The organism is Geobacter psychrophilus (assembly GCF_056821595.1).
In genome coordinates, this window is the sequence record NZ_JBXDTU010000004.1 from 680,334 (window position 1) to 698,615 (window position 18,282).

An 18,282-nucleotide genomic window follows, 5' to 3' on the forward strand; every position below is an offset into this window, starting at 1 on the left:
ACGATGAAACTTTTTCATACCTACGATAGCCCATCATTACTGTCACGTCTGGTCATGGCTGCCGGTGATCTACTGTCAAAGATGCTGATTCCACTGCAACCGACACCTCAATTACCACTCCATGCTGAGCTGACTAAAAAAATCATCCTGCTGCGTCTGGATGGAATCGGAGATAATGTATGCTCATGGCCCGCTCTCCAACTGCTGCGGGAGCATTTTCCCGGCTGCTGGATTGCTCTTGCAGCAGGTCCATGGACAACGCCTCTTTACCGTGAATGCCCTTGGATTAACGAAATCATACCATGGGATTCCGGTCTGTTTGGCCTGTTTCGCGGCAAAGGACTTCGGGGATTGAAAACGGATCTTCACTTGACGGGCAACCTACGACAACAAGGCTTTGACATCGGAATAGATTTGCGTGGCGACCTGCTCTCCATTTTTCTGCTCTGGCTCATTGCTCCACCCACCCGCATTGCTCAAGCTTCGCGCGGAGGCTTACGGTTGCTGACTGATCCAATCAATATCTCCCTTGTTCATGAGACGGAACGAACCCTTTCTGTCGCCCAGGCGACTGCGGGTGTGCCTGAAATCAAGTTTTCCAGAGTTAAGGACTGGCCTCGCCCGCTAGCGAGCGTACAAGTCATGAGTCACTTGCGGACCGCCGGCATTGACATGGATCGTCCGATAGCGGCACTTTGCCCGGGAGCGCTCTGGCAATGGAAACAGTGGCCACGCGAGCGTTTTCGGGAACTTGCTCAAAGGGTCCGGCAGGAACTTGGGTTTCAGGTACTCTGGATCATTGAAGATGCAATGCAGGAAGAAAGCAGTGAGGGAATTTTTTCATTTGCAGGCGAACTGGATAACGTAGCTGCTGCTTTAAGTTTCTGCCACCTGGCTGTCTGCAGCGACAGCGGGCTGCTCCATCTGGCAGTTGCCGCCGGCTGCAATACCGTGCAGCTGTTCGGACCAGGTGACGCTAAACGCTTCGCTCACACCGGCGAAGGGCTGATCCTGCACCATGACAGCTCTTGCAGCGACTACCCCTGCGTACAGCGTGGAACCTGCCATAACCGAGTCGCCGGCTGGTGTATGGAGAAAATCACTGTCGATGAGGTTTTTACTTCGTGCCAGAGGCTTTCAAAACAACAGAAGCTTCCAATAGATTGACTGCCGGATGTAGCATAAGCGCTTAACAATGGGAAAAAGAGGACATAATGAAAAATGTTTCTGCTGTAATTGCTGAACGCCGGCTTTCAGCGAAAAATGGACAAAAGTAATTCAATGGCATTCCTATCTCTCATACCCCTTTTAGCGTGGGGGCTTTTCTACGGGTTTCTACGAAAAAAAGGTTCTGACAGACGAGTCAGCTTTCTTATGTCTTCAGTAGCATGGGGTATCTCGGTGACATTTCTCACCGAGTTATTGAGCATTTTCAATGCATTCAACGTTTCCAACTTGGCGTATGGCTGGGCAATACTCACCTGTGTTGCCGGTTTTATGTTTTTCAGTTCATGTTCCATTTCCACAGCAAAACCACTTGCAATCCATACCACTGTCGAAAAATTCATCATAGTCGTCATCTGCATGATATTGGCATGCACCTTTGCCATAGCAGTAGTATCACCGCCCAACAACTACGACTCCCTGACGTATCATATGACACGTATCATGTTCTGGATTCAGCAGGGTTCTGTCGCGCACTTCCAAACGAGCAACCTTGCTCAGATCGAACTGTGTCCTTGGGCAGAGTTTGCAATTGCAAATTTTCAGTTGTTATGTGGAGGAGATCTCCTGGCAAATCTGGTTCAGTGGTTCAGCATGACAGGATGCATAATCGGTATAATGTACCTTGCCGAACTGCTTGGTTCGCCTTTGCGTGGTCAACTGCTTTCCGGAGTCATCACTGCTACCATTCCCATGGCAATCCTTCAATCCACCAGTACCCAGAATGATCTTGTTGTGTCGTTCTGGCTGGTCTGCTTCGTTATTTTCGGGCTTAAATCAACACAGGACAAATCATTTTACTGGTGCACACTCATGTCCTGTAGTCTGGGGTTGGCAATTTTAACCAAACCCTCTGCCAATCTCTATGCATTCCCTTTTGCAATTTGGTTCCTGTACCTGCACATCAGACTTTCATGGCGCGCTGCAGTGCTGAAATCCGTCATGCTGGCAGTAATTGTACTCTCTATAAACATGGGACATTACCAGCGTAATTACGCATTGTTTCATAATCCCATGCAATCAGGTACGGCGCCGTATCACTTGAGTAATTTAAGGCCATCCACAATTGTATCCAACATTTCAAGAAACCTGTTCCTCCATATTTTGACCCCTTCATTCGCTGTTAATGATTTCCTGAAGAGTTCCCTGAAGTCATTCCATACCTTACTTGGAATTGACATGAATGACGCCGGTACCACGTGGCCGGATACAGATATTGAGACACTTAGCCGTCTTGCCCCCTCTGATGACACTTCAGGAAACCCGGTGCACTTATTCATATTCATAGCAACTGCGTTATTACTTTACAAAAGCAAGGGACCGCTCACCCTTTATACGGTACAAATTATAGCCGGTTTTATCCTTTTCTGTATTGTGTTGCGGTGGTCCCCATGGGCTACTCGCCTCCATTTGCCGCTATTCATACTCTTCTCACCAGTTGCCGGCATAATCATCACAAGTCTTACACAAAAGTGGATCTGTAGCACCGTAGTCCTGGTTTTTGCAATTTCATCCCTCCCTCAGGTTTTATTCAATCTATCCCGACCAATGCTCTCTCTCACGTGTATCCCCCAATATCCCCCATCTATTTTTTATCAACCACGTCAGACCCTTTATTTAAACAGAGATCCGCATTTCAGCCGGGAGATGTTTTCGGCAGCAGCCCTGATATCTTTGGCAAAATACAAAAACATAGCTTTGATTTCGAATGGAAATTCGCGGGTCTACCCTTTATGGATGCTGACTCGCGAGGGCGGGCTTAGTGGACCTCGCATCGAGCACATTGATGTACAAAATATTTCAAGGACTATCACGCGCCCAACATTTAATGCAGACATTGTCGTCGTATTTACGGATGACGGGAATGTTACCCTAAAAAAAACCGAGAATAATTTATGATTTTCACACCCACTATATCCATCATCATGCCCTGTTACCAGCAGGCGAGATACCTGGAGGAAGCAGTTCGTTCCGTTCTCGAACAGATCGAAGTCGAGGTTGAATTGATCGTCATGGACCCGGGCTCTACTGATGGCTCACGCGAACTGCTTCTCAGGCTGAAAGATGAATTTGCAGATACACTTGTACTATGTTTCGCTCCTGACAACGGGCAATCTGACGCCATTAACCGTGGCATGTCGATGGCACGTGGAACCGTCCTCGCTTGGCTCAATTCCGATGACCGCTTGCGACCCGGTACACTGAAAGAAGCGGCTGCATATCTCAACTCCTCCAAACCACGATGGATGTATGGGCGCTGTGGCATCATCAATGAACTGGGGATACAAATTTTCAGGCCGATCGTGGCATATAAAAACTGGCGCGGCCGGACCTTCTCCATCTACAAGCTTCTCACCGAGCCATTTATCCCACAGATGGCGGTTTTGTGGAATCGCGCTCTGTGGGACATGGTTGGCGGAGTCGATGTTGATCGGGATATGGATATGGACTACGATCTGTTTCTGCATTTTGCCCGGATAACCGCACCGGAAATTACTAAGACTTATTTTGCAGATTCCCGGGTACACCCTGAAGCAAAAAGCAGTACCCGAACTTTTGATGGCATCAAGGCCGTTGCCGTTACGGCGCAACATCATGCGGCAGATCTGGGGATACGCGGAAAGCTTGCGGTTTTACTGCATAAGGTTTACGGTTTCCGCACGAAACTAATCTACGGTTTATTAAAGTAAGCGGACAAAGATGCGCTTGAGAACCGACCATGCTTAAAGTACTCTTCACTACCCCTCCCCTCACCCGTGAAAGGCGCTATGGCTCACTCGCCGGAGGCGGCAGTTCTTCTCCGTCACTTGGCATCCTCACACTTGCTGCTGTGGCACGTCACCATGGTTTTGACTGCGCTGTCATCGATGCATCGGCACTTGAATTAACTGAGCAGGAACTTCTGCAGCGCATCGCGCTACTCAAACCTGATGTCATCGGTATTTCCTCGACAACATTGGCAATCGGCAACGCCAGCGATATTGCTACTGCGGTTAAACGCCTCTTTCCTGACACACGTATAATTGCCGGCGGGCCGCACATAACCGCCGCCCCCCTGGAAACAATGACCCGCTTTCCGTCACTGGATATCGCTGTCGTCGGGGAGGGTGAAGCAACTATTGCAGAGCTGCTGGCAGTGCTACAGGACGGTGCTGACCTTGCAACGGTTCAAGGCATTATCTATCGTAACAGCAACAACCTCTGTGATACCGGCCGGCGCCCCATGATCGCCAATCTCGACGCCCTCCCCTTTCCAGCCTGGGATCTTCTTGAAGAATTTCCGCAGCGTTATCTGCCAGCGCCATTCAAGGTACGCAACCTACCGGCTGCGACGCTTGTTACATCCCGTGGCTGTCCCAATACCTGCATATTCTGTGACAGATCGGTCTTCGGTTCAAGCTGTCACGCCTACAGTGCCGAATATATCGTAAGAGAAATGACTGAACTGTACCAGCGCTATGGAATTAAGGAGTTCAGCTTCGAAGACGATACATTTATAACATTCAAAAAACGCTTGGTGGAGTTGTGCAGGCGCCTTATTTCATTGAAGCTTGATATTTCCTGGACATGTCTGGGACGGGTTAGCCATGTAACGGCAGATAATTTGAAATTAATGCGCGCTGCCGGCTGCTGGCAGATCAGTTACGGCATTGAAAGCGGATCTCAGGGAATTCTCGATCTGGTCAACAAGGGGATTACACTGAATCAAGTGCGCAACGCCGTTGCCCTCTGCCAGGATGCCGGAATCAAGACAAAAGGTTTTTTCATCATCGGTCATCCGGGAGAAACGAGGGAAACCCTGCGTAGCACGCTGGATTTCGCTCTCAAGCTTCCTTTGAACGACATCAGCGTATCACTTATGACGCCATTTCCCGGTTCAGAGATCTATGATCGGGCCAGTGAATTTGGTACATTCGACGCCAACTGGGAAAATATGAATCTGCTTAACGCCGTCTTTGTGCCGAAGGGACTAACCAGAGAAGATTTGGAACTCGCCCAGAAAGTGCTGTTAAAGCGCTTTTACCTGAGGTTTCGCATAATTGTTGATTACGCCCTGAGACTCATACAAAGACCATCTCTGGCACACGGGTTCTGGAACGGGTTCAAATCTTTATACCGAAACATGACGGCTTAAGCGTGCTCTGGCATTACTTTTTTAGCTGTGCTACTATCGCGCCGCCATGAAGATACTTGTCCTGATACCTGCTTTTAACGAAGCGTCCGGAATTTCAGCAGTTATAGCTGACATCCGCCGTGTCGTTCCTGACTATGATATTCTTGTGGTGGATGATGGCTCGACCGACTCGACTGCGGCGCTGGCAAAAGCTGCCAGTGCAGTGGTAACATCTCATGCCTTTAATATGGGCTATGGGGTTGCCATTCAGACCGGCTACAAATTTGCCTACGCCAACAGCTACGATGCCATTGTCCAAATTGATGGCGATGGTCAGCACGATCCGGCCTGCATTCCAACTCTGCTCCAGCCGGTACTAGCCGGAGAAGCTGATTTCGCGATCGGTTCGCGCTTTCAAGGAGGAGGAAGCTACGAACCGAACTGGGTTCGTAGCCTCGGCATGATTCTATTTAAAAATCTCGTTTCCTGGCGAACCGGGCAACGGATTACCGATTCAACTTCCGGCTACCAGGCGTTCAATCGTGATGTCATCCGCTTCTTTACCAGTGAGGCGTTTCCGAACGACTATCCTGACGCCGACGTGTTGATCACATTGCATCGAGCCGGTTTCACAATTACGGAGGTACCGGTGCGCATGTTCAATAATGCCGCCGGGACATCCATGCATAGCGGTATCAGACCGCTCTATTACGTATTCAAAATGATCCTTTCCATTTCGGTTACCTTGCTGCGGCGCAAACAATCCTACCGGAGGATGTAAATGCCTTTACGCCAACAGATATTTGCCCTTATCATCTGCGTAGTTGTGTTTGCCACCACTATCGACATGGTGCGAAGACGCCTACTCCGGGAAGAGTATTCCGTCCTCTGGCTTGCCACCAGCGTTATCATGTTCGCCCTTGTTATCAAATACGACTGGCTCGAAGCGGTGACCCATTTTATAGGTGCCGGTTTGCCCACAACAACGCTGTTTATGGGCTCCATTATTTTTCTTATGCTACTATCCGTGCAGTTTTCCATAAAAATTTCAAAACTGACTGACCAGATTAAAAATCTTGTACAGGAAAATGCCCTGCTCAAAACCGAAGTTGAAAGATCTCTGAAGGAGCATACAGGCAGCAATACGTCCCTTGATAACATACCGCACATTTAGAGTAATAATACCCATGCCTGAAATCGCCATGAAAAATTCAAGACTGCTGGGAAATCCACTTTTGCATATTATGGTCATTGCAGTCATCGCTCTGGGAATATACTCCAACACCTTTCAAACGCCGTTTCTTTTTGATGATGAAAGTTCTATTCAGCTCAACAACTCTGTTCATGGACTAAGCAATTTTATTAACGGCGGGTACTCCTTTCTGCCTAATCGAGTCATAGGCTACCTAACTTTTGCTATTAACTATCATTTTAGCGGGTTAAATGTTGTCGGTTACCACATTGTTAACATCGTAATACACACCCTCTGCTCTCTTCTTGTCTACAGTCTGGTACGCGTTACGCTCAGGACTCCACAGTTAAAAAACACATCAATTGAACCACATATCAACAAGTTTGCATTCGTAATTGCTTTGCTTTTCGTCAGTCACCCCATTCAGACTCAGGCTGTCACATACATTGTTCAGCGCTTGACTTCACTGGCTGCAATGTTCTACCTAGCAGCCCTTGTTTGCTATGTCCAATGGCGATTGGTCAGAGTAGAAACCGATTCCTTTCTGAAAGGATTCACCTCGCCGTGGTATGCATTGTCATTTATGGTTGCTGTTTTAGCTATGAAAACCAAAGAAATAGCCTTTACTCTGCCGGTAATTATTCTGCTGTATGAATGCTCATTCTTTGGCCGGCCGGGACGCAAACTGCTTGCTCAAATGACCCCGCTGTTTCTAACCATGGCAATCATCCCGTATACCGTATTTGTCACGATCCGCTCAACGGTCACAACCGGCGGTTCAATGCTGTCGGATGTAAATTCCCCGGCGTATGGTGTAGTAGAGATTACTCGCTGGGAATATCTCTTCACCCAGTTCAGTGTAATACTAACGTACCTTCGTCTCCTTATACTCCCCGTCAACCAGAACCTGGATTATGATTATCCAATCAATCATACATTGTTTGAGCCAAGGACATTCCTTTCTCTGCTGGCACTTCTTTCACTCTTCATGCTGGCAATTTATTTATTCGTAAAGGCAAACCATAAAAGTAAGCAACACGAAATTAAGGAAGATGCACCTCGTCATATGGCTTTGCAAACACGCCCTTTATATCTCTTGGCAGCTTTCGGCATTTTTTGGTTCTTTATCACCTTATCGATTGAATCCACCATAATCTCCCTTCGTGACGTGATCTTTGAACATCGCCTCTATCTCCCGTCGTTCGGTTTCTTTATTTCTGCGGTTTCATTCGGCACTTTGGGTGTATTAAAGCTTGAGCAATATTATAATAACATTCGAAAAGTCACCATGCTGCTTGTAGCAGGAATCATTATCACCCTATCCGGTGCGACCTACGCAAGGAATAACGTCTGGCGGAATTGGGTATCAATCTGGAGCGATACTGTTTCCAAAAGTCCCAACAAGGTGCGCGCTCATAATGTGCTTGGAATTGGATATTATTATAGCTTTAAATTTGACGAAGCACTGCGGGAGTATCAGGAGGCTGTAAGGCTGGAACCTGATTTTATTGAGGCGTACTACAACATGGGACTGGTCCTTAGGGAAAAGAAACAATACGCCGAATCACTGAACATGTTTCTCAAAGCTCTCAGCTTAAGCGCATTCAATGCTATTCAGTTTGCATCTATATATAATGAAGTTGGGATAAACTACGCTGAATTGGGGGAACTTGATCAGGCCGTCAATGCGTTTGCATTCTCTGTGGAATATAACCCGGACTCTTCCGAATTCAGGAACAATTATGCATTTGCTCTCATGACAAACGGAAAACTTGAGGACGCCTTAAAGGAATTTCAGAAGGTACTGAGTATGAACCCCGGAAACAATTATGCTGCACAAGCAATAAAAGATATCGAATCACAAAAACAGGCGGGGTGGACAAAGAAGACTACACGCCACCATCCATCCGACAGAAAATAGCCGTTTTTTAATTATCCGATGAGTTGACTTCTTCGTACGCCACTTCTCTCTATTTTCCACTTTTCATAGGCGATCTTCATTCCCTTGCGCACCGGCAACTGGTTCATCAGTGACAGGATATGTGCGTAAGGAAATCCGGAAAGAGGCACTTTGAACATATGGCGTAACACTCTCGGTAGACTCAATATTTCCAGTGAACTTTCATAAAAAGCTTCTTCGCGTGCTTCCGGCGTCATGGCAGGATCAGGATGTTCAAACAGCGCGTAGGCTCCGGAATAATATTCCCAACCAAGATCCTTGTAGAGGTATGGCTCATATTGACGTCGCAGTTCCGTATTGGGATAGGGAACAATCAGGGAAGGGTGCATACTGACCCCCAGGCGATCGGCAAGTTCAACGGAACGTTTAAAGTCGTCCATTGAATCTTCGCGACTGCCGAGCATATAAAAAAGCGACACATCAATTCCATGATCACGCAATGTGCGTACCGCACGCTCGCGGTCAACCCCCACCTTTCCGTTAGCTTTGTACGATGTAAGCGCTTCGTCAGAAATAGCATCCCAACCGACCCAGACCGTCAACATACCACTCTCGCGCGCGGCGTTCAGCATCCGTGATCCGGCGGGAGTCAACACCGGACGGAGGCTACCGAAACCCATCCATTTTTTACCACTCCCTTTGAGAGCCGTGAACATGTCAATAGCGCGCTGTTCAAAGCCCTGCCACCAGATATTTTCATCACCATTGATATACATCTTCTCCGGTATAGCAGCAACATCACGCACCACATGGTCAATTGGTCGAAAACGTATGTCCGCCCCCATAAACGGCTTAACCGAGCAGAAGGTACAATTGTACGGGCAACCCCGCGAGGTATTGACAATACGGAACTGATGGCCATGCTTGAGCATCCCGTAGAGTGGAGTCGGCAGATCATTCAACTGGAGTTGTTCACCATGGTAAAACTGCTTCAGGGCTCCAGCCTTAAAGTCTTTGAGCACATGAGGCCAGGCCGTTTCTGCCTCGCCAATGACAACGGCATCACCATGTTGAATTGATTCTTCTGGTAGTGACGACGCATGAATGCCGCCATACACCACTTTCGTGCCACGCGCCCGCAATTTTTCCGCAATACGATATCCTGGCACAGAGGTCGGCGTCAGCAGGCTGATTGCCGCCAGATCACACTCAAGAGTATCAAACACATCCGGCGTGGCGCTGGCGCTGTACAATTCAATTTCAATTGTGGGGTCTTCCCGACGGGTAAGAGCTGCAAGATATTCGAGGATTGGGGGTGCAACCGGAGTCCAGCCAAACGGCAGTGGCGGGAAGATTATGGCAAGTTTCAAATGCAAATCCTTAATATTATTTAGTCAGTCTAGAATTTTATTTCTACGTTCTTGTATAATTTATTTAAAATGCCTGATATGTCAGGCTGAGGATCGCTGTAAGTTTTGCCATCTGTTTTTGATTCAACCTTTGATACCATCACAACCGCATAACTGCCATCCGGATTTACCAGAAATTTGATCCCGACTCCCCGCAATGAAACATCACTGAAATCTGGAGATTTATTTTTGAGCCAACCGGTAAAATCAACATACACTTTCCCGTTCGTTGAACGGGTCTCTTTCCACTCTCTTTTTGAAAAATAACGGTAACTGTCAGCAGCCTCTCCAAAGGTTTTCGATGGATAATGGGGTAACTTTACACCTTTTATTGCCTTTGCAAGTCCAATATCCCCGGTTGACGGATCAACCGCTTTTCCAGGAATCACGCTGCCATGAAACTGCAAACCTCCCGTCGGCTCTTTTGATAACGCGCACAGGGGGAAACAGACCAGCATAATTACAACTATCAAAACACTATTTTTCACGTATTCCCTCCAACATTAACATCAATTAATACGGTAAGACTGTGTTGAGTCCCGCTCTCCCACTAAATCAAGATAACAAATATACATGATTTGCGTAACCAACAAAATCAATCAAACAAGAAAATCTATTTGTATCAGTCATGGAATAAACAGAGGTGGCCCCAATGCTGGCCGCCAAGGTATAACAGTGCAAAAGTCACCTGTCTTACCAAAAGTGCCCGTCGCGATGCGCCATCCATCGACCAGTTGATAAGAGTATCAACATGGTGGTAATAACGCTTCCGGTTAATCACTAAAAAAGTCAGCACCAGTAGAAATGAACTCGAAAAAAACAGATATTCCAAAGCATCAAATAACCATATTAAAGAGATAAAATAGTATTCTAATACATCCACCATTGTTATACCGGCGATGCACACCACCCAGCAAAAAACCTCTTCCCGTTGAAAAAAAGCCTTGGCAGTGTTTAAGACACTATCGTTCTCAGGACTCTCTGCCTCAGACTGTAAATATATATCATCTTTGTTTATAACAGTAGGGGTATTTGAAGAAGCATGTATGTCAACCTGCCATTCATGGTATGCCTTGCTCAGGGCGTGCTTCATCGGAAGCTGCATCATCATCGAGTAGATATGAGTTGCGGGGAAGCCCTTGGCAGATATTTTGCTGATCCGGTTGGTGATCCGTTCGAATTTGAACAACTCATCAGCAAGGCGATGATATTCTTCTTCCCTGCGTAACGTGGTCATTTCGGGTGAAGGGTGATCAAAAACGGCATTTACTCCGGTGAATGATTCCCACCCCAAGCCGGGAATCAGGTATTCCCGGTATTCATCATACAGCTCAGTACCCGGCAGCGGAGTGAGCAATACCGGATGAATACCGACCTGCAGGCGTTCCGACAGCTCCAATGTCCTCTTGAAACTGTCGATTGAATCCTGCCGGCCACCAAGAACAACAAACAGGGTAACATCGATCCCTGCATCCTGCATCTGCTTTACTGCCGCAACTCTGTCGCCTCCCTGCTTGCCTGAGGCCTTGAAAACACCAAGTTGATTTTCGTCGTTCTCCCATCCGACCCATACCGAGAACAGGCCACTCCTGCTGGCAGCCGCAAGCATTTTTGCCCCTTGCTCACTTTGAATAGACTTGAGATCGCCAAATCCGTACCACTTGCGATTGCTCCCCTGCCCCAAGGCATTAAACAGATCAATGCTGCGCTGCAGGTCGCCGCCCCAGATATTGTCATCGCCATTGAACCAGAGTTTACCGGCACATGCCCCGACTTCCGCCACTACTTCATCAATCGGTCGGTAACGGATAGTGTCACCAAAAAAAGTGCGAACCGAACAGAAGGTGCAGCGGTAAGGGCACCCTCGCATAGTGAAAAACGCCCGGAATTGATAGTTGCCTTTCAACTTGCCATCGATAGGTCTTGGAAGATTAATCAGCGGCAAACGCTCACCATGATACAGCCTTGCCAAAGTGCCTCTCTGAGCATCGCCCAGGACCTGACCCCACACAGATTCAGCTTCGCCGACAATAACCGCATCGGCATGCAGCGCAGCTTCTTCAGGCAAGGCAGACGGGTGAATACCCCCCAGAATGACCTTCTTGCCGATACGTCGGCACTCGTCAGCAAAGCGATAGGCCCACGGGGCTGTTGCCGTCATGACACTGATTGCGACTGTATCGGCGGAAATATCAGGTGGAGAAATTTCAACCTGATTGGCATCAAAAAGCTGGACATCCACCCCTGGCACTTCCCGCAGCGTCAGAGCGGCAAGATACTCCAGAATCGGCGGAACAAGCGGAACGCGGCCGGAAAAAGGGAACTGCGGCGAGAGTATGGCAAGTTTCATTCGAACTCCCCCTGAGTCCTCTTAATGCTCAATCCTGAAACCACTGTGGAATGTCTCCACCGAAAACGGAATGCCCCAGTAGCTGACGATCATAGCAAACAAAGCCAGAAGTGCGTACCAAGCCAACTTCCTTCCGCGCCAACCGAAAGTAATTCTCAGGTGGAGATAAATGCCGTAGGTCAGCCAGGAGACCAATGACCAAACCTCAACCGGATCCCAGTTCCAGTATGTCCCTTTAACCTGATTTGCCCAAAAACAGCCGGAAACCATCATAAAACTGTAAAGTATAAAGCCGCCGGCTACAAAACGATACGACATCATATCCATCGACTGCAGATCGGGCAGTTTGTCATAAAAACCGCCTGATTTTTTCTCCTTAAGCAGATAAAGCAGCCCTAGACCGGCTGCGATTAAAACCGCGGCAAATCCAGTTGAGGCACCGACAATATGCACCCATATCCAACCGCTTTGCAATGCAGGAGGAAGAGTGGCAGCGACCACTTTCATAAGTGTGCCGGCCCACCCCATCAGAACAAATGCAACCGGCATCACCAGCACACCCAATGGACGCACCTTTTTCGTACTGAACTGAAATATCAGAAATATCAGTACCGTCATGAAAACACCAAGAATCAACGATTCCGAGATGGAAATAAAAGGACTAATGCCGGTTGACGACCAGCGCAGCACAATCACTGCCACATGGGGAAGGAAGCCGGCCAGAGCGCTGAATAAACCAATGCTGAACAGCTTGTCCTGCTTGGCAATCATACCAAAGATGTAGCTGAAAGCGCTGATGCCGTATAGGCTGACAGAAACCCAAAATATTGTAAGCTCAGAATTCATGTTTACTCCTTATTCGAATATTGTTCACAATAGTACATCGACCTAATGAAATCAAGCTGATCGTAATTTCAACAAGGCACGTATATTCAAGCTATACCACGATGCGCTTTGACACATATAAAAGCCAGAATATCTCCTGTCGTTCAAGTCAAGCTCGGCATTCCCAAAATATGAAATGGAGCGGTGTAACGTCAATACTGAGGAAAAACCTCTGGTTCGCCGACTCGCCCCAATAAAGTGGCAGAGTGTCGTACGTTACTCTGTCATCAGGGAGCCTACTTTGCCCTTCTTATGAATCCGCCATCCACAGCCTGCAGAAGTATGTTCGATCTGGTATTCAGTGCTCCATATTTGTCAGTTACCATAGTCTGCTCATCAACAAGGCAGTCACCAAAATTATATTCTGAAACATTCACAGACACCGGTTTTCCCTGTTTGTCCCGAACAATACCCTCAACAAAGGCATAGTGGGAACGAGATGCAAAAACAGCAATATCCCCCGCTTTCACATTTTCCGGCGACACGGGCACCCAGGAAACGTCTCCCCCGGACCGATCAACTTGGGATTTTTTCAGTACGTAATCGGTGCAGAATCCCCCTTTTTTCAGCCAACATTTTACATCACCCACCGTACAACCTGCCCGGTACGTCACCTCATTAATCGTTCTGTTGCTGCAAAACGGCAGTTCTTCAGCGCTGGTGGAGCACACTGCACTACAGAAAAAAAATGTCAGGATGTACCAAAACTTTGCTACTCGCCTCATAATGACTCCACCTGCCAGATCAGTCGTGCTCCATCCTTGACCCCATAGGCCACCGTCTTTCCATCCGTGGCAAATTCCACATCAAACACCTGCTCATAAGCGGGATGCTGACGAATAACTTTACCGGTTTTTGTAGCAACCACAACAAAGCGCCTGCCGTCTTTCCGCGCCCGATACACGAGAAATTTGCCGTTCGGACTAAACTTAGGAGAGACTACCCGGTCAAATTCCGGTCCCTCAACTCCATTTACCACGACAAACCAGCCATTGCCCCGGCGCGCCGCATAGGCATAGACATCACCGTTTCTGTCATAGACAAGGTTACTGGCCTCATCATAGACTTTCGTCTCTTTACCGACATCAAAAAAGAACTGCCGGAAAAACACCTGGTTATTAACCGCGATGAGAGAACCTGCCCCCTTCTGATCTGGTCGTACGACAGGCGTTTCAACAGGAATACCAGCCTTGGGAAGTACTTCCTCCCGATTGTTAAAAACCATGACGCGAGTGCCATTCCGTTCTGCGACATAGGTCAGAGTTATTCCATCTTGACCGAAAGCGAGGTTATTTATAACAGAATACTCCGGCCCGCACTGCACATCATTCGGCCGGTCAAACCGGAACGAGACAACATACTGTTTGTCGCCACGTGAACAGATTGCAGCAACTCGAGATCCGTCCGGGTTCAATGTCATCCGGAATGCACTAGTACTGATAACTGTCTGCTGCGCAAAGGACAAATCGCTGAGCACAAGCCGCCCTCTCCTGTTATATGCATCCGCGTTATCAAGATAGGCAATTGTGCGGGAATCTGAACTGAATTGGTGATCCATGAGGCGGGTATGCGTGCCGCCATTCGCTGTGGTGTCCACTACCAGGTACCATTTTTCGCCAGAGAGCGCCTGATAGGCAAGATGGCTGCCGTCGGGGCTGAAGAGGGGTGATTTTACCGCGCTGTACGACATGCCTTCCTTGCCGTCAATGACCATATGCCATGCGCCGTCTGCGAGCGCACCATAGGCGATGCGACGACCATTGGGACTGAGTACTATGTTGCCTACAGCGTCATACAGTTTCCCGGGACGGCCGTTATAAACAACGTATTCCTTACCGTTTTTTTCGGCACTGTATGCCACTCCGCCGCCATTCTTACTGAAAAGTGGTTTAAACGACGGCGCCTGTGGTTCATGAAGCCCCATGCCAAGCGAGGGAAGTACCTGTTGTTGCACCGCATCATCAACGATTGTAGCGAGAAGGGTCGTCTTGACTGCTGCCTGATCAGAGGAATCCGACTGACGAGTCCCGGTTGAATTGCACCCCGTTATCACCAGCATAATGGCCGAAATCGCCCAAACCATAGCAATGCAATATTTCACAAATTTCCCCGTTCCCCTGTGTCCAGCTCAAAACTTAAGCCACATATTATCACAGATTTGAGTATCCCATTGTGCGAGGAGTCATGTCAACAGAGACACCTCCAACTCAAACATCTTGCTGTTGAATATTTTAAATCGAGAATAGCGCCTTTAAAAAAGCAGTGGATTTCTGGCTATAAGCCACTTCTCTTATCAATAAACTGTTCGGCTGTTACGGATAAATAGTGCCAGTACAAGTATTTGCCAGAGCTGCGCTGAGTAATTACAGCGGCCTGCACGATGGTCCTGGAGCATTCCCGAAATTCTATGCCGATCAATACCGAGACTATCACAGGCATCCATCATTATTCTGGTTAGTTCCGCAACCCTCTCGCCCAGAAATAATGTGCCGAGCGGTGGATGAAATCCCTTTTTCGGAGCAAAGGCAACATCCCTGTATGTTTCATTTGAGAGCGACTTGCGCATGATGTATTTAGTCACACCATGACGGATCTTAAACTGAGACGGGAGAGAAAAAGCAAATTCCAGCATCCGTCGTTGCAGGAATGGGGCTCGAATCTCCAGAGAGTAATTCATGGAGGCGCGGTCCATTTTTTCAACTACCCCCGGTAAGAACAGACGAAAATAAGAGTGGCACATCATGGTAACCGGGTCAGGTTGGTCACCGCCGAGTTGAGATGAGACAAATGTCGAAAAAACATCCGATTCTCGCTGACCGAGAAGTGCCGCTACTTCTGTTGGTGAAAATATGCAAAGCCAACGGGCAAAAGCCGTTGAGTCCCTTTGGCCAAATCCGTTTGAGAGGCGCTGCAACTTCATGGCAAGAGAATAAGGTTGTTCCGATCCTGTAAGGAGATGCTGTCCGAGTTCACAAAGCGGTTTAAGGAAAAATGAAAACCTGTTCAAGATTGGCCAGAACTTGAGAATACTGAACGTTGGGTAACCGCCGAAAAGTTCGTCTGCCCCGTCACCTGTAATAGCCACTCTGGTTTTATCGGCAACCGCTCTGCATAACCGCAGGCTTGGGAGGAGACTAGGGTCGCCAAATGGTTCATCCAAAATATCACTGAGTGTTTCAAGTTCTTCCTCAAGTGATTTGCCATCAAAATTCAGTATCTCGTGCTTAAGCCCTGCTGATCGTGCCACAAACGCGGCAGATTTCGACTCATCATAGCCCACTGACTTAAAACCCATGGTGTAAGCGGTCACACCATCTCGTTCTGGAAGACAACCAAGTTCCCGCGCAAGCGTTGTGGAGTCAATACCGGACGATAGGAGAAGAGATACGGGACTATCGGCAATCAGCGTTTCCTGTAGTGTTGATCGCAGTACAGAGCGGTATTCATCAAGCAGTTCACTCTCTGTATGATTGTCTTGGCGTATGGGGACGGCAGATGGGGACCAGAACTCTTTAATAATTAAAGTGCGCCCATCATAGATCATATAACTGCCAGGAGGTAGCTTGAAGGTGTTGCGGTAGATGCAGTGTGGTGCAGGAATAACGCGGAAATTGAGAAAAAGCTCCAATGCTATACGATCAATGTGTCGGTCAAACCATGGCAATGATGCAAGCGCTTTCAATGTAGATGCGAAGGCAAAATAAGTGTTGTCTTTCGTTATATTGTAATAAAGCGGTTTTTGCCCGGCCGGGTCTCTGGCTAGGACAACGAGGCCATTACGTCGGTCAACGATGGCAAAGGCAAACATGCCGTCTATACGCTTGAGTAAACCTTCGATACCCCAGACACGGTATCCTTGAAGCACCACCTCTGTGTCGCTGTGGGTTCGAAAAATAACACCTTTAACTTTCAGCTCATTCCGAAGATTCAGATGGTTGTAAATTTCGCCATTAAAGACCAGTACCGCTTCGTTCTCGACAGACATTGGTTGCGCACCACCTTCACGATCTATGATGGCAAGTCGCGTATGACCAAGAGTACAGCGAAAACCGGGGGTTATTACGTCGAATATACCCAGATCGTCCGGCCCCCTCTTGCGCTGCAAATCATTCATGGACGAGACTAGCGAATGCAGCGCCTCATCACCATGATAGACTATACCGCAGATACCGCACATTTATTTTTTCCGTTTGCCAGATAAGGAGGGTTTGTGAAAAGTACTTGTGATTGTCGTTGCAACAAATCCCAACGCAATGATGATAAGTGCCGTCATCAAAAACAGAAGAGCAATTACCCCAGAGAGCAGGGAAACATCATAGCGATGAAGATGTACAGCTGGGAGGATAATGGCCCCGAACAAACCCGAGCAAACGAGCGGAAAAAGACTTAGCAGAAGAAATATTTTGATCGGATTGAATCTGAGGATGGCATGGGTGATGATCTGAAGTGAGCGCAAAGTATCGCGGTAATAATTGACATTACTTTTGCCGATTCGCGCCTCATATCTGATCGGGGCAAACTTTATGGTGGCGTCAGTAAGCAGCATTGCGAGGGTGATGCTTGTTGTAAAAGAAAATCCTCCACAAAGGTTATCAAAAAAAGTCAATGAAAGTTCCCGGGGGAATACCCTTAAACCAGAATTCACATCAGGTACTTTTGTCCCAGTGGCGAACTCTACAAGAAAAAGCTGCAGACGGCGCCCCACGTACTTGAAGGGGCCGCCATGAAAATGAGTGCCGCTGCGTTGACCGACTACCATGTCAAACTCCGATGCAAACGGCAGGAGCAGTTGTAAATCTTCGGGAAAATAACTTCCATCGGCATCAATTATAGCAATGGTGCCGTATTTGGCACGAGTTATCCCCGTCTTCAACGAATTGCCATATCCTCTGTTGATCGGATGCGTAATAACACTAGCTCCGGCAGCAGCAGCAACGGCAGCGGTATCGTCTGTGGAACAATCAGAGACAACAATCACTTCCCACTGCGTAGAACTATGCTCCAACATTGTGGTCGCCCGTCTGACGATGTCTCCTATTGAAGCTTCTTCATTGTAAGCCGGAATAATCAGGCTTAATTCTGATAGAAGTTCATAGTCTGTCTGAGAGGACGAAGCAGCTTTATTGATAGGAGAGATGAGCACGTATTCTTCCAATATCTGAAGTTTTGAGTATAAGACATTCAAATCCGCAGCATATTATTTTGGAT

General features: G+C 47.8%; 16 protein-coding genes. 7 read left to right on the forward strand and 9 right to left on the reverse strand.

Annotated features, from left to right (window positions below):
* Positions 1-3 precede the first annotated feature (3 nt).
* Positions 4-1,167, forward strand: a complete 1,164-nt coding sequence (locus ACOCF6_RS05395; RefSeq protein WP_482459369.1) for a glycosyltransferase family 9 protein — start codon at positions 4-6, stop codon at positions 1,165-1,167.
* A 158-nt stretch (positions 1,168-1,325) separates the two neighbouring features.
* Here ACOCF6_RS05395 and ACOCF6_RS05400 read toward each other — a convergent pair whose 3' ends face one another.
* Positions 1,326-1,634, reverse strand: coding sequence for a hypothetical protein (locus ACOCF6_RS05400; protein WP_482459370.1), 309 nt, complete (start codon positions 1,632-1,634; stop codon positions 1,326-1,328).
* Between the two features lie 22 nt (positions 1,635-1,656).
* Here ACOCF6_RS05400 and ACOCF6_RS05405 point away from each other — a divergent pair, with 22 nt between their 5' ends.
* From ACOCF6_RS05405 to ACOCF6_RS05430, 6 genes are read left to right on the forward strand one after another with little or no spacing between them, the layout of a single operon-like run.
* Entirely contained in the window at positions 1,657-3,123 is a 1,467-nt protein-coding gene (locus tag ACOCF6_RS05405) for an ArnT family glycosyltransferase (protein WP_482459371.1), read from the forward strand.
* Entirely contained in the window at positions 3,120-3,914 is a 795-nt protein-coding gene (locus ACOCF6_RS05410) for a glycosyltransferase (protein WP_482459372.1), read from the forward strand. The genes ACOCF6_RS05405 and ACOCF6_RS05410 overlap by 4 nt, the downstream gene beginning before the upstream one ends.
* A gap of 29 nt (positions 3,915-3,943) precedes the next feature.
* On the forward strand, positions 3,944-5,359 hold the full coding sequence (locus ACOCF6_RS05415) for a B12-binding domain-containing radical SAM protein (RefSeq protein WP_482459373.1): 1,416 nt from the start codon (positions 3,944-3,946) through the stop codon (positions 5,357-5,359).
* A gap of 46 nt (positions 5,360-5,405) precedes the next feature.
* Entirely contained in the window at positions 5,406-6,119 is a 714-nt protein-coding gene (locus ACOCF6_RS05420) for a glycosyltransferase family 2 protein (protein WP_482459374.1), read from the forward strand.
* Complete coding sequence (locus ACOCF6_RS05425) at positions 6,120-6,512, forward strand: DUF2304 domain-containing protein (protein WP_482459375.1); 393 nt, start codon at positions 6,120-6,122, stop codon at positions 6,510-6,512. It begins immediately after the preceding gene.
* Positions 6,513-6,525: 13 nt separating this feature from the next.
* On the forward strand, positions 6,526-8,451 hold the full coding sequence (locus tag ACOCF6_RS05430) for a tetratricopeptide repeat protein (protein WP_482459376.1): 1,926 nt from the start codon (positions 6,526-6,528) through the stop codon (positions 8,449-8,451).
* Between the two features lie 11 nt (positions 8,452-8,462).
* On the opposite strand, the gene ACOCF6_RS05435 is transcribed toward ACOCF6_RS05430, so the two are convergent.
* The 8 genes from ACOCF6_RS05435 to ACOCF6_RS05470 form a co-directional block, all read right to left on the reverse strand.
* Positions 8,463-9,800, reverse strand: a complete 1,338-nt coding sequence (locus ACOCF6_RS05435; RefSeq protein ID WP_482459377.1) for a B12-binding domain-containing radical SAM protein — start codon at positions 9,798-9,800, stop codon at positions 8,463-8,465.
* 29 nt (positions 9,801-9,829) lie between these two features.
* Positions 9,830-10,327, reverse strand: a complete 498-nt coding sequence (locus ACOCF6_RS05440) for a hypothetical protein (protein ID WP_482459378.1) — start codon at positions 10,325-10,327, stop codon at positions 9,830-9,832.
* A gap of 134 nt (positions 10,328-10,461) precedes the next feature.
* Positions 10,462-12,189: a B12-binding domain-containing radical SAM protein gene (locus ACOCF6_RS05445; protein WP_482459379.1), complete on the reverse strand. Its 1,728-nt coding sequence runs from the start codon at positions 12,187-12,189 to the stop codon at positions 10,462-10,464.
* A 21-nt stretch (positions 12,190-12,210) separates the two neighbouring features.
* Positions 12,211-13,035, reverse strand: a complete 825-nt coding sequence (gene ccsA, locus ACOCF6_RS05450; RefSeq protein WP_482459380.1) for a cytochrome c biogenesis protein CcsA — start codon at positions 13,033-13,035, stop codon at positions 12,211-12,213.
* A 275-nt stretch (positions 13,036-13,310) separates the two neighbouring features.
* Positions 13,311-13,664 (reverse strand): hypothetical protein, encoded by a 354-nt coding sequence (locus ACOCF6_RS05455; protein WP_482459381.1) that lies wholly within the window; start codon positions 13,662-13,664, stop codon positions 13,311-13,313.
* A gap of 131 nt (positions 13,665-13,795) precedes the next feature.
* Positions 13,796-15,175, reverse strand: a complete 1,380-nt coding sequence (locus tag ACOCF6_RS05460; protein ID WP_482459382.1) for a hypothetical protein — start codon at positions 15,173-15,175, stop codon at positions 13,796-13,798.
* A 192-nt stretch (positions 15,176-15,367) separates the two neighbouring features.
* Entirely contained in the window at positions 15,368-17,251 is a 1,884-nt protein-coding gene (gene asnB / locus ACOCF6_RS05465) for an asparagine synthase (glutamine-hydrolyzing) (protein WP_482459383.1), read from the reverse strand.
* Complete coding sequence (locus tag ACOCF6_RS05470) at positions 17,252-18,217, reverse strand: glycosyltransferase family 2 protein (protein ID WP_482459384.1); 966 nt, start codon at positions 18,215-18,217, stop codon at positions 17,252-17,254. It lies immediately after the preceding gene.
* Between the last annotated feature and the right edge of the window lie 65 nt (positions 18,218-18,282).